Raw genomic sequence first — 15,453 nt, 5'->3', positions numbered from 1 at the left:
TAAGAATTTGTAAAATGAAAGGATAGGAATAAGAAATGGCTAACCCAAAAGAAGAAATAGCAACGGTAGAAAAAATAGAGAATATTTTTGAAAAAGAACTTAATATTCCCGATTATCAAAGACCCTATAAATGGCAAACGACACATATTGAGCAACTTTTAGATGATTTAATCACGCATTTTCAAGAAAACAAAGTTTATCGTATTGGTGCAGTGGTTTTTCATGATAATGGAAAATTAGATATTGTTGATGGACAGCAACGATTAACAACTTTAGCTTTAATATTATTTTTCCTAAATAAAGAAAAAATGGATATTACAATTCATCTTAATGAAAAAACAATTAGTATTAAAAATTTTCTTGAACAAGAAGTAAAACATAGTATTAGCCATTTTAATATTGCAAATAATTATAAATTTATTGAGAACAGATTAGAAAACACCAAGAAGAAAGAACAATTTTCAGACTATATTTTAACTCAATGTGAAATGGTCTGTATTACATTAAATGACATTGATGAAGCCTTTCAATTCTTTGATTCTCAAAATTCAAGTGGTAAAAAATTAGAAACTTTTGATTTACTTAAAGCCTATCATTTAAGGGCTTTTTCAGAAAATACTCATACGCCAAAAGTACTAAAATATGTTGAACAATGGGAAGTAGCCGCAGAAAAAGAACCAAAAGATGATTTACCCAATCTAAATACGATTATTGATAATCAATTATTTAGGTTAAGACAATGGCGTAGAAATAAAGATGCTGAAATTTTTACAGGTAAAGATATCAATGTGTTTAAAGGTATTAATTTTGATGAAAATTATCCAAATGCAAATATTTATAAATTTGCACGTTTCTTTTATCAAAATAATCAAAATTTACTACATAGTCTTTCACAAAAAATAACTATGCCATTCAATATTCAACAACCTTTATTTAATGGCGAATATTTCTTTGAATTTATTCAATATTATAGAAAACTATATTCATCGCTATTTAATCCACAAAAAATAAAATATGAAGTCATATTTGAAAGAAAAAATACACATATCCTTAATTTTTTACAGTCTTATAAAGGTGCTTATCGTATCGGTGATCAATATTGCAAAATGCTTTTTGAAACAACCTTATTGGCTTATTACGATAAGTTTGGCGATGAGTTATTAGATATCGCAACAGAAAAAGTATTTAAGTGGGCATATCAAACACGTTTAGAAAATTCCCGTGTTAGCTTTCCAACTATTCAAAATCATGCTTGGAATTCGAATGGATTATTATTTTGGATTGATAATATGAATCACTCAAAAGACATTTTACATTTTCATACAATATTTAATCATACTTACATAGAAAAAAATGCAACTGAAATTACAGATTTAAAATCTGTTTTTAATATTCAAGAAAAGAATGAAAAAGGAAAAAATAATGAGTAACCAAGAAAATTTATCAAAATCACTTACAATCAATGACATATTTAAAGATCGCTACATTATTCCCCTTTATCAACGAAATTATGCTTGGGGAAAAGATGAAATCGAACGATTACTCGATGATATTAGTAAGGCAAGTGAAAATACAGAGAATAACTATTATATTGGCACACTTGTGGTTTATAAAAGAAATGATGATAGATTTGAAGTTATTGATGGGCAACAACGATTGACCACACTCTATATTTTATTATCTTATTTAGGTAAAAATAATATAGATGAGAAATTAGGATTTGAACATCGTGAACAATCAACATCTAGTTTAAAAAAATTAAAAGATAAAACTATTCCTAATGATAATATCGGCAATGCCTATAAAATAATTGAGAATTTCTTTAAAAATAAAGATAAGACTAAATTTCAAAATTTCTTATTAAATAATGTCATTATTATTCGTACTGAAGTACCACCACAAACAGATCTCAATCATTATTTTGAAATAATGAATAATCGTGGAGAACAATTAGAAAAACACGAAATATTAAAAGTTCGTTTAATGAATAAATTAAACAAAGAGGATAAAGCACAAAAACTTTTTGCAAAAATTTGGGATTGTTGCTCTGATATGAATCGTTATGCGGTGATGTCTTTTGTAAGTGATTTTAGAAAAGTAATAATAAATGAAAATCTCGATCTTAATAATGAAGGTATTGATCTTAATGGTCTATTTAAAAAATTACTAGGGCAATATAAAGATGACAGTAACAATAATGAAGATAAATCAATTAGTGAAATCATAAAAAAAGCAGACAAACTTTTAAATAATATAGAAGAAGATAATGATGAGCAAAAAGAACTATTCCATTCTATAATTGATTTTGAAAACTTCTTAATTTACGTATTAAAAATTTACCTTGAAAATAAAAAAAATGAAAATTTTAAAGATATTCCTTTGGATAATAAGAAGTTATTAGAAATATTTAATACATATTTTAAAAATAATGATGAAACATCTAACAATATAAAAGAATTTTCAATTATTCTTCTTAAAACTAGAATTCTTTTTGATAATTATATAATTAAATCAAAAATTGGAGATCAAGAAGATGATTGGTCTTTACAACAGCCTAAATATTACTCTGAAAGTAAAAATAAAAAATGGAATTACATCAATTCTCTCTTTAATCAAAAAACTCAAGAAGATAAAACAGCAAATCATAATCAAATTATTATGTTACTTTCCATGTTCCATGTTTCTTATCCACAAAGAATATATAAAAATTGGTTATATGCTGTTTTAAGAGGATTAACTATAAAGAATTGGGCAGAAACAGAAGAAAATTATATAACAGAGCTTGAAAAATTAAGTGATAAATTTTACATAGACATATGTAAACGCCTCAAAGATCAAAATTCTGATATTATGGAAACTATTTTAGATGCTCAATTTAAATATAATCGACCTGATAATGAATCATTATTTAATAACGGAACATCAGTACAAAACTTTATATTTAATCGTCTAGATTATATTCTTTGGAAAAATAAAGTTAAAAGTAAAAACGGTGAGACAGTTAATCAGCAATATCGTTTTAGAACGAGCAATAATTCTGTGGAGCATTATTACCCACAAAGTTATATCGGAGAAAAAGTGGATAAAGAAAGTTGTAATAATTTTGGAAACTTATGTTTAATCCCTAGAAGTAGAAATTCTAGCTTAAATAACTACTCCATAGAACAGAAACAAGCACATTATAAGCCTAAAAAAGATAAGTCTACAATTCCATATGATAGCTTAAAACAACAAATAATGATGAGCTATGAATTTTGGGGAAAAGACGAAATACTTGAACACGGAAAAGAAATGAAGGAAATTCTCAATAATGAACTAACCAAATATAAAAATGAATAAAACTTAATCTCTTAATAGCGAAATACCCAAAATATTTCGCTATTTTCTTATCATTAACTTTTAATTTCTCCCATAAACCTATTTTAAAGCGAACTATTAACTTTAAAAACACAGGAGAAACTATGAAAAGTTGTCAGCTTATTTTGGCTCAATATTGCAAAGACCCTCATCCATTTTATTTTAGAAATAATGATGCTTTATTTAATGGTGGAAAGGTTTTACAACATAAGTTCTTGGCTACTCATAGTCTAACAAGAACAAAATCTCGTCTTATTTTAGGGGTTGCTGATGCACTTTATGATGAACTTCATTCTTATAAAGCAAGCCATTTCTGGATGGAACAATTAGGAGTATGTCAGAAAAATCAGCAAGCGTTAAATTATCAATGGCTTTGTGAAACTCAGCAAAAATTTAATAAAGCCTTTGCTCAGGAGAATCTGGGGATAGCGACCGTATTTTCCGCCGTTGAAATTGATTTGGAAAATCAAATCGCAACATTATTAAATGTCGGAAATTGTCGTGTTTATCTTGTTAATTCACAAGGAGAATGGACGAAAATCAGCCAAGATCACGTTTTATTACCTAAAAAGAATAATCCTAGAGTAAAATATTTTCAGAACTCAACAGAAAGTTTATCTTCTTACTTAATTGCAAATAATCAACCTTTTCAGACCGCTTATTTTCATCAGAAAATAGACATTCAGGCAGATGATACGCTTTTATTATTTACCGCAGGAATAATGAACGAAACGGCAATTCAACAGTGTAAAGAAATTTGGAATAAATTTAATTGCAATAAGAAAAGAGTCAATTTTATAAAACAAATGCTTATTTCTAAAAAATATATCTGTGATGATTTTTCTATGATCTGTTGTTCGTTTTTATAAAATTTGTAAAATCTACATAAAACGACGGTTGGTAGTTATAGCGAAATATTGTCTATATATTTCGCTATGTTATTTGCTTCAAATAATTAAAAAGAAGAAAAATTTTTAATAAGTACTTCAAACTACCTTTAATAAGTTTACCATCTCAATTGCACTTAATGCACATTCGGCTCCTTTATTGCCCGCTTTAGTACCAGCACGTTCAATTGCCTGTTCAATATTTTCAGTGGTGAGAATACCAAAGATAACAGGTACACCAGTTTGGAGTGAAACATTGCCAATACCCTTTGCCGCCTCGTTACATACATAATCATAGTGAGTCGTTGAACCTCGAATAACAGTACCAATACAAATGATGGCATCATATTTACCACTTTTTGCCATATTATTTGCAACTAATGGAATTTCAAATGCACCAGGTACCCAAGCCGTGTCAATATTTTCTGTGTTTGCTCCGTGACGGATTAATGTATCTATTGCTCCGCTTAATAATTTGTCATTGATAAAGTCGTTAAACCTTGCACATACAATGCCAATTTTCATCTCTGTTGCAACTAAGTTTCCTGTAAATGTTGTCATTTTAAAATCCTTTTTGGTTATAAATGTAATAAAAATTGTTGAGCGTTAAGCGGTACATTTTTTCAAAATTTAGTAAATTTTGATAAAGATCTTACCGCTTGGATAGAGATACCTCTACCATTTATAAATTAAACAAATGCTGCATTTTAGTTTGTTTAACTTTTAAATAATTTAAATCATACTCTGTGGGTTCGATTTGAATGGCTTCACGTTTAGTAATATTAAGACCAAATTGTGTTAATTCTTTGATCTTTTTAGGGTTATTGGTTAATAAGCGGATGTCTTTTACATCAAGTGATTTTAAAATTTGTGCAGCAATATAGTATTCACGCTCATCATCTTTGAAGCCTAATGCTAAATTGGCTTCAACCGTATCCATCCCTTTGTCTTGTAACTCATAAGCCCGTAACTTATTGACTAATCCAATTCCACGTCCTTCTTGGCGGAGATAGAGTAGTATGCCTTGCCCTTCTTTTTCAATTTGAGCCATTGCTTGAGAGAATTGCTGCCCGCAATCACAACGTAGTGAACCAAAAGCATCACCTGTTAAACATTCTGAATGAATACGACATAATATGTCTTGGTTGCTATCAATTTCACCTTTTACCAAAGCGATATGCTCTTTGCCCGTTAGTTTTTCTACAAAACTGTGAGCGATAAAATTGCCATATTTAGTTGGCATTTCTACTATAGAAATACGTTCAATTAAATTGTCGTGCTTGCGACGATAGGCTTGTAGCTGAGCAATGGTAATAAATGGCATATTATGTTTAGTTGCAAAGGCTTGTAGTTCTGGCATTTGCATCATCGTGCCATTTTCTGCCATAATTTCACAACATAATCCTGCTTCTTTTAAACCTGCTAAACGAACCAGATCAACTGTCGCCTCAGTGTGACCATTACGTCTTAGCACTCCACCATTTTTTGCAACTAATGGAAACAGATGTCCGGGACGGCGAAAATCACTTGCTTTTGCAGTATCTTCTACTAGTTTTAAAGCAGTAACTGAACGTTCATAAGCAGAAATTCCTGTTTCCGTATCAATATGATCAATACTTTCTGTAAAGGCTGTTTCGTGATTATCCGTATTATTTGTTACCATTGGTGTGAGCATTAATTTATCGGCAATTTGTTGTGAAATTGGCATACAAATTAAACCTTTGCCGTATGTTGCCATAAAATTGATATTTTCAGGGGTAGCAAATTCAGCAGCACAGATGAGATCACCTTCATTTTCACGATCTTCATCATCTGTTACTAAAATAATTTCACCACGAGCAATTGCGTTTAATGCATTTTTAACACTTGAAAATTGAAACATTTTTTTCCTTTTTTTAAAATCCAACTTTTTCCATAAAGTCTTCGGTTATATTACGTTGAGTAGTTTGTGATAAGAGCAATTTTTCGACATATTTACCGATAATATCATTCTCTATATTGACAATACTTCCTCGTTGTTTTGTTGCTAAATTAGTGTGAGAAATAGTGTGAGGAATAACAGATAGGCTAAAAGTTGTATCATCACAATCTATTATGGTTAGGCTAATACCATCAATAGTAATTGAGCCTTTTTCAATAATATAACGCATTAATTTTGGAGATGTTTTAATTTGATAATAAGTACAATTGTTACCACTAGTAATGTGATGAATTACACCTGTGCCATCAATATGTCCTGAAACAATATGCCCGCCAAAACGACCATTGACTATCATTGCTCTTTCTAAATTGACAGGGCTATTAGGTTGTAATTCGCCTAATGAAGTACGCTTTAGGGTTTCCTCCATCACATCTGCACAAAAATGATTAGTACTAAATTCTGTGACTGTTAAACATACACCATTAACCGCAATACTGTCGCCTAAGTGTATGTCATTGAACAGGGTATTTGCGGTAATTTTTAATTGTGCAAATTGTCCTTTTGTGTGAATTTGAGCTACTTTACCGACTTCTTCAATAATTCCTGTAAACATTATTTTTTCACCTCAAAGGTTAAGCGTATATCTTCGCCAAACATTTCTGTTTTTGTTAATTTTAATTGTGTGGCATCACTTAAAGACACCACGCCTTTACCACCAATTGGGGTTTTTGCTGTTTTACCACCAATTAATTTGGGGGCAATATAACAATGAATTAAATCGACTATACCCATTTGTAAGGCACTAAAATTTAAATTTGAACCTCCTTCTAACAACACACTGTCAATCCCTCTATGACCTAAAATTTGCAAAATGACATTTAAATCACACCGCTTATTTTTATCTGCGGAAACCGTAATAATCTCTACACCCAGCTCTTGATATTGTTGATGACGTTTTAAATCAGTACTAAGGGTAGCAATGATGGTGGGAAATTGTGGAGCGGTTTGTACTAATTTACTGGTTAATGGTGTACGCAATTGACTATCGCATACTATCCGTACAGGTTGTTTGGTATTTTCTAAACGGCAATTTAACATTGGATTATCGGCTAAAATGGTATCTACACCTACCATAATGGCACTATATTGATGACGAGTTTGTTGCACCTGATGGCGTGCTATTTCTCCAGTAATCCATTTAGAATCACCTGTAATAGTGGCAATTTTTCCATCTACGGTCATTGCATATTTCAATAATACATAGGGACGTTTGGTTTGAATATAATGAAAGAAAATAGAATTTAACTCATCACACTGTGCTTTCATTATATTTTCAATGACTTCAATCCCTGCTTCTCGTAGTTTTTTAATTCCCTTTCCAGCCACTAAAGGGTTAGGATCACTTGAACCTATCACAACAGTATTGATTCCTTTTTCGATTAATAGATCACAGCAAGGTGGTGTATGACCAAAATGACAACAGGGTTCAAGGGTGACGTAAGCAGTGGCTCCAGATAGATCTTTAGTACAATTTAAAATGGCATTACGTTCAGCGTGCCATTCACCATATTTTTCGTGATAACCCTCTGCAATAATGTGATTGTTTTTTACAATTATACAACCTACAAGAGGATTTGGATTTGTCCAACCTCGTCCACGCTCTGCCAATTCAATGGCTTTTTTCATATAATCTAAATGTGTCATTGTGTTTATTCTTATAAGTGGAGAGCAGACAGAAATTATTTTTATTTTATCGTTATTTAGAACTAACAATAAAAATAAAAAAGCCTTGAAATCCAGAGATCTCAAGGCATTAGAAAGCACACAGAAAAGCACTTAAGAAAACTCAAGTGTATTTATTTCTATCTGTTTTTCTTCTTCCATCCAGACTTTAACTGTCGGTATAAGAATTTCACTTATTCCTGCATCCGCTTTCGCCTCCGCTCGTGGACTGTCACCACCGATCGGGAATTTCACCCTGCCCTGAAGATTAAATATGTACTAATTTTAGTTTAAAACTTATTTGTTATTACTCTTGCATTTTTTTATTTTTCTCAACACGAGAAACCATTGTAACAGCAAAGATAATCAATAATGCACCAATCCATAATTCTCCTGGTGGAAGATAGCCAAACACTAACCAACCAGCTAATACATTAAATGGTAGTTTTAAATGATCAAAAGGTTGTACAAAAGAAGCATCTGCAAGATTATAGGATTTCGCAATAGCAAATTGTGCCATTGCAGTCACCGCACCTAATAAAATCAAAATTCCCCAAGTGGATAAATCACTCGGCATTAAAATATGAGAATAACCAAATAGGTAATTTACTGGTAGTAATAACACCAATAAATAAGCCACGATAGTAATAGGGTTATCATCTTTTGAGGTATATTTAGTAATAAGTGAAGCAAATGACCAAAATACTGCCGCTGCAATAGGTAAGAACGCATAAATATTAAAATCATCAGACCAAGGGGAAAGAATAATAAAGCCACCTAATAAACCAATTAAGGTTGCAATATAGCGGATTTTACTCACATTTTCTTTTAGGAATAAACCAGACCCAATAGTAGTAAAAAGAGGCGAAAGCATTACTAACGCAATAGCTTGCCAAATTGGTACATAAGCCAGTCCATAAGTCCAAAGTTGCACCCCAAAGACAGAAAATGCTACTCGTACAAAATGCAATAGTCGGTGCTTGGAATTTATGGCTTTTTTACTTCCTCTTATTCCTAGAAAAGGAATAATAAAAATAAAGGCTAACGCATATTGGAAAAAAGCGATAGCAGAGGGATCAATGGTTGCACTTAAATATTGTACACTGGTATTTGTGATAGCAAAAAGAAGACCTGCTAGAACCATAAATAGCCCGCCGAGTAAAGAATTACTGCTTTTCATAATTATTCCTTATATGAAGATAAATTTTTTATGGTTTTTACCATAACCTAAAAATGTCAGTTTTTAATTTAATCGGTTTATGGGCGAGGGATAGCAGATACTATTCTTCTTCGCTTTTACCCATTGCTTTATAAAAACAATTGATAAAAGTTAAGAAAAATAAAAATGCCCTGAAATCCTAAGATCTCAAGGCATTAGAAAGCATACAGAAAAACACTTGAGAGAACTCAAGTGCATTAATTTCTATTTGTTTTTCTTCTTCCATCCAGACTTTAACTGTCGGTATAAGAATTTCACTTATTCCTGCATCCGCTTTCGCTTCCGCTCGTGGACTATAACCACCGATCGGGAATTTCACCCTGCCCTGAAGATTAAATATGTGCTAATTTTGGGAGTATTTTGTTAAAAAGTCAATAATTATGTTGTTAATATATCAAGATAGAATGTGTTCACTATATTTGTTACTATGACAGAAATAAACAGTTTAAAAAATAATTAATACACAAGGATAAATAATGAAAGCATTACAAAAATTAATCGAATTATTAACGTTAAAAAAGCTTGGTAGTCATCAATTTCAAGGCGAAGTAGAAGATTTAGGATTACCAAAAGTGTTTGGCGGGCAAATAATGGCACAAGGATTGTTTGCAGCAATGCAACAAGTTGAATTAGAAAGAATTTTGCACTCTTTTCATTGTTATTTCATTAATGCAGGAGATATCCATTCACCAATTATTTATGAAACAGAAATATTGCGAGAGGGGAAGAGTTTTACTTCTGTGAGTGTATTAGCGAAACAAAAGAATACTTTACTTTGTCGAATAACTGCTTCATTTCAGCTTAAAGAGCAGGGGTTTGATCATCAAAGTGTAATGCCAGAAGTGGCAGAACCGACTGATTATTATTCAGAAAATGAATTAATTAAATCAATGGCAGAACTTTTACCTACTCACTTAAAAGAAAAATTTCAAGCAGAGCGTCCTTTTGAAGTTAGGATTAAATATGCAAATGATCCTTTTAGTGGTGTAAAACTTCCACCTAAGCAATTTGTATGGTTTAAAACCAATGACGAAATAGAAGCACAAAATCAACGTTTACAACAATGTTTATTTACTTATTTTTCAGATTTCCACTGTTTACCAACGGCGTTACATCCACACGAAAAAGGCATAATGCAACAAGGAATGCAATTTGCAACTTTAGATCATGGTATCTGGTTTCATCGTGATTTTAATCTTAATAACTGGACGTTATACGCCTTAGAAACAAATAATGCCTTTGGTGGACGAGGTTTAACAAAAGGACAGGTTTTTGATCAACAGGGGAAATTACTGGCAAGTGTACAGCAAGAGGGGTTAATTAGAGCAAGATAGTATTTAGAATCTAATAAAAATGCCAACAACATCTTATTAGGTACAAATATAGCGGTGTCCTGTCCACACTACGGACAGCTTTTTATTTAACCATAATTGAGTAATTTTCAATCTAAATCTGCCTGTTTTTTACGGACAGTTTAAATTTGCAAATTTTTATTTAAATCATACCGCTTATTTATGCCTGTATTTGTTATTTTGAGACCAAACGTCATTTGGCATTTTTCCCCTTTAAATTTTGGTGAGAGCGTTGGTTGTTGTACCAAAATTTACACTGCGTTAAAAAGCTGTTTAACGTAAAATAACTTTCAATATAATACGTTTTAATCATTGGTTTAAGCGTTCTATTCTACCGTTACACCAAGGTGAAGCTATAGGAGTGTTTTTTTGATATTGACTAATTTAAAAAAGCCTAGATTTACAAATCTTAGTATAAATGAAAGGGGAACAAAACTCCCCTTTTGTTTATTTTTAAAAGTTCAACAACACGACCTCATCACAAATAACCCCAATATCAACCATTGTTCCAATAGGGATATCTTGACGGTGGTAAGCGGTAAGATGTAACTCATTTATTGCAATATTATAGCGATATTGTTGCCCTAGAAATAATTTTTTAATCACTTTCCCTTTGCCTTGAGAATTAAGATTTATCGCAATTTGTTCAGGGCGAACAAGCCATTGATACTTTCCTTTTAGATAAGTAATTTTATCAAAATAGTGTTTATCTAAAATGGTATTTAAGTGATGTTCATCTATCACTTCACAATCTAAATAATTCGTTTCACCTAAAAAATCCGCCACAAACTTATTATGGGGCTTACTATAAAGGGTTGTTGGTGTTTCATATTGTACGATTTTTCCTTGATCCATAATCGCAATTCGATCCGCAAAAGCAAAAGCCTCTTCTTTACTGTGAGTCACAAAAATAGCGGGGACATTTTGAGTTTTTAAAATCGCTTTAATTTCATCAATCATCTCATAACGAGTTTGGGTATCAATATTGGAAAAAGGTTCATCAAGTAACAGTAATTTAGGATTACACACTAATGAACGAGCAATTGCCACTCGCTGTTGTTGTCCGCCTGATAACTCGTAAGGATAACGTTGTTCAAAACCTTGTAATTTAACGGTTTCTAACACTCGCTCAGTAGCAAATTGTTGCTCTTTTTTGGAAAGTTTGCTTAATCCAAATTGAATATTTTCAGCTACCGTTAAATGTGGAAAAAGTGCATAATCTTGAAAAATAAAGCCAATTTGTCGATTTTCCACCGCAACAGTATTCAAATTTTGATTGGCAAGAGTAATAGTGCCTTGCTTAATTTCCAGTAAACCTGCAATGGCTTTTAAAAGCGTTGTTTTTCCACAGCCACTTGCACCAAGCAAACAAATAATCTCATTTTCTTCCACTTGTAAATCTAAGTTTTTTAATACTTCTGTTGTACCAAATTGATAGCTAAGTTGTTGAATATCAAGTAATGTCATTGTGATGCTCTTTTTGTGATTGTGAAATAAGGGAACGAGTTAGCCAAATAACGGGAATGATACCAATAATGACCAAAATTACTGCAGACAGTGCTGCTTCTTCCAGTTGCTCTGTTGAAGTTAAATTAAACAAATAAGTGGCAAGGGTTTCAAAGTTAAAAGGACGTAATAATAGTGAAGCATTAAGCTCTTTCATACACTCAATAAACACCATTAAACCTGCAGTAATAATGCCCTTTGATATAAGGGGGAAATGCACTTTTGTGAGCATTTTTATGCCATTTTTACCCATTGTTTGGCTTGCCATATCTAAGGATGGTGAGATTTTACTTAGGGAGTTATCGATACTCCCAATTGCCATTGCTAAAAATCGGATGACATAAGCAATAATTAACGCAAAAATCGACCCTGAAAAAATTAATCCAACAGGGGGAAGATCTAATAATTTGAGTAACCAATGCAATTTATGATCCGCCAAATTTAAAACTGACAATAACCCTATCGCCAAGACTGTACCAGAAATCGCATAGCCCATTGAGGACACTTGTAATGATAATCGAGATAAATTCTGTTCAACAGGGGTTCTTTGTGAAAACCGTGCAGTAAAATGTAAAATTAATGCCAATATAATCGCAATTATCGAAGCGATAGCGGATACTTGTAAACTATTTTTTGCAAATTCTAAAAAGCCTGAGTTCCAAGACTGCTCAAAATAATGAAATGACCAATAAAGTAAACGTCCAAAAGGAATAAAAAAAGCAAGGCTTAGCAATGAACCACACCATAAATAAGCAAAAAATAACCCTTTACCACGCAACTGTTTTTGATGCACTTTTTGTTCATAACCACGTTGATAAATTTTTTGTTTACGGCGACTGTAATTTTCTACTGAAATCAGTAAAAAAATAATAAATAACATAAATACAGCAATACGACTTGCCGTACCAAAATCACCAAAACCTAACCAAGAATCATAAATGGCGGTGGTTAAAGTGGAAACAGCAAAATAAGAAACAGTGCCAAAATCCCCTAAGGTTTCCATTGCAACTAAACTTATTCCTACCACAATTGCTGAACGAATAAGAGGAAAAGTCACTTTTGTAAATAAACGTAAATTTTTTGCCCCTAAAATTTTAGCGCTTTGTAATAAGTTTTCAGACTGCTCAAGCAGTGCTACTCGTACCACTAAAAAAATATAAGGATACAACACAAGAGCTAAAATAAAACACGCCCCATACATTGTTCTCGCTTGTGGAAACCAATAATCCTGAGCATTTTGCCAACCAAAAATATCTCGCAATAGGGTTTGAATTTCACCTGAATAATCTAATAAATCCGTATAAATATACGCACTTAAATACGCTGGAATAGCAAGAGGCAAACACAGAAGCCATTGTAAACTTTGTTTACCTTTAAATTGGTAACTGGAAACAATCCAAGCAGAGGGAAGAGCAAAAAAAAGTGCAAACCCTACCGTTCCAAGCACTAATAAACCAGAATTAACCACATAAATTCCCAGTGTGGTATTCCATAAGTGAATTAGGTTATCGATCTCACCATCAAAGGAGTTATAAACAATAGCAACCAAAGGTAGCAAAACCATTGTGGTAATAAGAAGAGAGCTAAATTTCCAAATAAAATAGGGGTTTTTCATAGTGTTAAATCACAAAATTTTAAGATACTTGGCTATAAAAGATTCATAGTTTAAAATGAAACTTAATCGCAAAATGACGATTATACTATAAAAATGACTAAAATTTATTTTTCAATATTAAACTTTACTTTGTCAATAAACTTGATTTTCATTTTACAAAATTTAATGCCGTTTCAACCACTTCTATTCCCGCTCCCTGTTTATGAGCATTTTCACTGAGGTGACGTCGCCACTGCTTAGCACCTCGACAACTTTGAAACGCATTTAACATTGGTCGAATCATATGATTTAAAAAAACACCTTTAGAAAGTTGTTGTTCAATATAAGGAAACATTTTTTCTACCGCTTCCATTGGTGTGACAATAGGAGCAGTTTCATCAAAAATAGTTTGATCAATATAACCTAATAAAGTGGGATTTTGAAACGCTTCTCGCCCTACCATTACACCATCAACAAATTGTAAATGGCGTTTGATTTCTTCAATGGTTTTAATTCCTCCATTGATGCTAATATTCAAATGAGGAAACGCTTTTTTGAGTTGATAGACTCGCTCATAATCTAAAGGAGGCACTTCACGGTTCTGTTTGGGGCTTAACCCAGACAGCCAAGCCTTACGTGCGTGAACAATAAAATCATCACAAACAGGCTCTACTTTTTCAATAAAATCACACAAAAATTCATAACTATCTAATTCATCAATACCAATACGGTGTTTAACGGTAACAGGGATAGCAACTTCATTTTTCATTGCTTCAATACATTGTGCTACCAATTTAGCGTTTGCCATTAAACAAGCGCCAAACATTCCATTTTGAACACGATCTGAAGGACAACCTACATTAAGGTTAATTTCAATATAACCTCGTTGCTCCACTAACTTTGCACACTGTACAAGTTGTTGTGGATCACTTCCCCCAAGTTGTAATGCAACAGGGTTTTCTGCAGGATCAAACGCCAGTAAATCGTATTTTGCGTTTAAAATAGCGGGAGCTGTGATCATCTCGCTATAAAGTAAAGCGTGCTGAGTAAATTGTCGATGAAAATAGCGACAATGGGAAGTTGTCCAATCAAGCATTGGTGCAACAGAAAAACGTCCACGATAGTTGTTGTTTAGCATATATTTAGTATTGTGTTTAGTATTGAGATCGATTAAGCGGTGACATTTAATCAAAAATTTGCAAATTTTTATTCAAATGTGACCGCTTGTTTATTCTGAAAAATTAGTAATAAGAATGCTCACCCGCTTGATGTTCAGTCGCATCTTGTACACCTTTGATTTCATCACCAAAAAGACTAATTAGTTGTTTTTCGATTCCTTCTTTTAAGGTCACATCAATCATTGAACAACCGTTACAACCACCGCCAAATTGTAATATAACAATTCCATCATCTGTCAGCTTGACTAACGTTGCCATTCCACCGTGATTGGCAAGTTGTGGATTAATTTGAGTTTGAAGAACATAATCAATACGTTCAATAAGTGGTGCATCATCTGATACTTTGGGCATTTTGGCATTAGGGGCTTTCATTGTAAGCTGAGCACCAAGTTCATCAGTCACATAATCAATTTCTGCATCGTCTAGAAAATTAATACTGATTTCATCAATAAAAGCAGAAAAAGGTGCAAATTTTACTTCTGTATCAGATTTTTCAACAGCATCAGCTGGACAATAAGAAACCCCGCATTCTGCACGTGGTGTCCCTGGGTTGACAACAAAAATACGAATGTTTGTTCCCTCTTCTTGCTGTGCTAATAATTTTTTAAAATGATTTTGTGCGGCTTCCGAGATATTAATATTCATTTAAATTCCATCATTACTTTAAAAGATATATCATTCTACCTGTGAATATTAAATTTGACCAGTATCAAATTT

At 32.3% G+C, this 15,453-nt stretch carries 13 protein-coding genes and 2 riboswitches; of the genes, 4 read left to right on the top strand and 9 right to left on the bottom strand.

All coding sequences use genetic code 11. The features are described 5' to 3' along the window. Positions 1–35: 35 nt before the first annotated feature. The 3 genes from U9966_RS04810 to U9966_RS04800 all read left to right on the top strand — a co-directional run bounded on the left by U9966_RS04810 (position 36) and on the right by U9966_RS04800 (position 4,226). Positions 36–1,430: a DUF262 domain-containing protein gene (locus U9966_RS04810; RefSeq protein ID WP_306347585.1), complete on the top strand. Its 1,395-nt coding sequence runs from the start codon at positions 36–38 to the stop codon at positions 1,428–1,430. Further along, positions 1,423–3,339 (top strand): GmrSD restriction endonuclease domain-containing protein, encoded by a 1,917-nt coding sequence (locus U9966_RS04805; RefSeq protein ID WP_306347584.1) that lies wholly within the window; start codon positions 1,423–1,425, stop codon positions 3,337–3,339. Before U9966_RS04810 ends, U9966_RS04805 begins: the two co-directional genes overlap by 8 nt. A gap of 122 nt (positions 3,340–3,461) precedes the next feature. Then, complete coding sequence (locus U9966_RS04800) at positions 3,462–4,226, top strand: SpoIIE family protein phosphatase (RefSeq protein WP_306347583.1); 765 nt, start codon at positions 3,462–3,464, stop codon at positions 4,224–4,226. A 117-nt stretch (positions 4,227–4,343) separates the two neighbouring features. Here U9966_RS04800 and ribH read toward each other — a convergent pair whose 3' ends face one another. The 5 genes from ribH to U9966_RS04775 all read right to left on the bottom strand — a co-directional run bounded on the left by ribH (position 4,344) and on the right by U9966_RS04775 (position 9,067). After that, positions 4,344–4,805: a 6,7-dimethyl-8-ribityllumazine synthase gene (gene ribH / locus U9966_RS04795; protein WP_306347582.1), complete on the bottom strand. Its 462-nt coding sequence runs from the start codon at positions 4,803–4,805 to the stop codon at positions 4,344–4,346. Positions 4,806–4,926: 121 nt separating this feature from the next. Further along, positions 4,927–6,126 (bottom strand): bifunctional 3,4-dihydroxy-2-butanone-4-phosphate synthase/GTP cyclohydrolase II, encoded by a 1,200-nt coding sequence (locus U9966_RS04790; protein WP_306347581.1) that lies wholly within the window; start codon positions 6,124–6,126, stop codon positions 4,927–4,929. 13 nt (positions 6,127–6,139) lie between these two features. After that, positions 6,140–6,778 (bottom strand): riboflavin synthase, encoded by a 639-nt coding sequence (ribE, locus tag U9966_RS04785; RefSeq protein WP_306347580.1) that lies wholly within the window; start codon positions 6,776–6,778, stop codon positions 6,140–6,142. Further along, complete coding sequence (ribD, locus tag U9966_RS04780) at positions 6,778–7,869, bottom strand: bifunctional diaminohydroxyphosphoribosylaminopyrimidine deaminase/5-amino-6-(5-phosphoribosylamino)uracil reductase RibD (protein ID WP_306347579.1); 1,092 nt, start codon at positions 7,867–7,869, stop codon at positions 6,778–6,780. The genes ribE and ribD overlap by 1 nt, the downstream gene beginning before the upstream one ends. Positions 7,870–8,033: 164 nt before the next feature. After that, positions 8,034–8,160, bottom strand: a riboswitch (FMN riboswitch). Between the two features lie 34 nt (positions 8,161–8,194). Beyond that, the gene (locus tag U9966_RS04775) at positions 8,195–9,067 is read right to left on the bottom strand and encodes a DMT family transporter (RefSeq protein WP_306347578.1); all 873 of its coding nucleotides are present in this window, start codon (positions 9,065–9,067) and stop codon (positions 8,195–8,197) included. Between the two features lie 249 nt (positions 9,068–9,316). Next, a riboswitch (FMN riboswitch) is annotated at positions 9,317–9,443 on the bottom strand. 136 nt (positions 9,444–9,579) lie between these two features. Here U9966_RS04775 and U9966_RS04770 point away from each other — a divergent pair. Continuing rightward, the gene (locus U9966_RS04770; protein ID WP_407675201.1) at positions 9,580–10,440 is read left to right on the top strand and encodes an acyl-CoA thioesterase domain-containing protein; all 861 of its coding nucleotides are present in this window, start codon (positions 9,580–9,582) and stop codon (positions 10,438–10,440) included. Between the two features lie 471 nt (positions 10,441–10,911). On the opposite strand, the gene U9966_RS04765 is transcribed toward U9966_RS04770, so the two are convergent. The 4 genes from U9966_RS04765 to nfuA form a co-directional block, all read right to left on the bottom strand. Continuing rightward, positions 10,912–11,925, bottom strand: a complete 1,014-nt coding sequence (locus U9966_RS04765; protein WP_306347576.1) for an ABC transporter ATP-binding protein — start codon at positions 11,923–11,925, stop codon at positions 10,912–10,914. Next, positions 11,912–13,579, bottom strand: coding sequence for an ABC transporter permease (locus tag U9966_RS04760; RefSeq protein ID WP_306347575.1), 1,668 nt, complete (start codon positions 13,577–13,579; stop codon positions 11,912–11,914). Before U9966_RS04760 ends, U9966_RS04765 begins: the two co-directional genes overlap by 14 nt. Positions 13,580–13,727: 148 nt before the next feature. Further along, positions 13,728–14,696, bottom strand: a complete 969-nt coding sequence (dusA, locus tag U9966_RS04755; protein WP_306347574.1) for a tRNA dihydrouridine(20/20a) synthase DusA — start codon at positions 14,694–14,696, stop codon at positions 13,728–13,730. A 103-nt stretch (positions 14,697–14,799) separates the two neighbouring features. Further along, complete coding sequence (nfuA, locus tag U9966_RS04750) at positions 14,800–15,381, bottom strand: Fe-S biogenesis protein NfuA (protein WP_211597107.1); 582 nt, start codon at positions 15,379–15,381, stop codon at positions 14,800–14,802. Positions 15,382–15,453 lie beyond the last annotated feature (72 nt).

It is taken from the genome of Pasteurella atlantica (assembly GCF_963693435.1).
In the GTDB taxonomy this organism is placed as follows: domain Bacteria; phylum Pseudomonadota; class Gammaproteobacteria; order Enterobacterales; family Pasteurellaceae; genus Phocoenobacter; species Phocoenobacter atlanticus.
Note: the sequence above shows the minus strand (reverse complement) of the source record. Positions and strands in the feature narration are given on the sequence as shown.

Coding starts and splice junctions, on each gene's coding strand:
- ribH (WP_306347582.1), bottom strand. CDS start 4,805: ATGACAACATTTACAGGAAACTTAGTTGCAACAGAGATGAAAATTGGC.
- nfuA (WP_211597107.1), bottom strand. CDS start 15,381: ATGAATATTAATATCTCGGAAGCCGCACAAAATCATTTTAAAAAATTA.
- ribE (WP_306347580.1), bottom strand. CDS start 6,778: ATGTTTACAGGAATTATTGAAGAAGTCGGTAAAGTAGCTCAAATTCAC.
- U9966_RS04760 (WP_306347575.1), bottom strand. CDS start 13,579: ATGAAAAACCCCTATTTTATTTGGAAATTTAGCTCTCTTCTTATTACC.
- ribD (WP_306347579.1), bottom strand. CDS start 7,869: ATGACACATTTAGATTATATGAAAAAAGCCATTGAATTGGCAGAGCGT.
- U9966_RS04805 (WP_306347584.1), top strand. CDS start 1,423: ATGAGTAACCAAGAAAATTTATCAAAATCACTTACAATCAATGACATA.
- U9966_RS04810 (WP_306347585.1), top strand. CDS start 36: ATGGCTAACCCAAAAGAAGAAATAGCAACGGTAGAAAAAATAGAGAAT.
- U9966_RS04800 (WP_306347583.1), top strand. CDS start 3,462: ATGAAAAGTTGTCAGCTTATTTTGGCTCAATATTGCAAAGACCCTCAT.
- U9966_RS04790 (WP_306347581.1), bottom strand. CDS start 6,126: ATGTTTCAATTTTCAAGTGTTAAAAATGCATTAAACGCAATTGCTCGT.
- U9966_RS04765 (WP_306347576.1), bottom strand. CDS start 11,925: ATGACATTACTTGATATTCAACAACTTAGCTATCAATTTGGTACAACA.
- dusA (WP_306347574.1), bottom strand. CDS start 14,696: ATGCTAAACAACAACTATCGTGGACGTTTTTCTGTTGCACCAATGCTT.
- U9966_RS04775 (WP_306347578.1), bottom strand. CDS start 9,067: ATGAAAAGCAGTAATTCTTTACTCGGCGGGCTATTTATGGTTCTAGCA.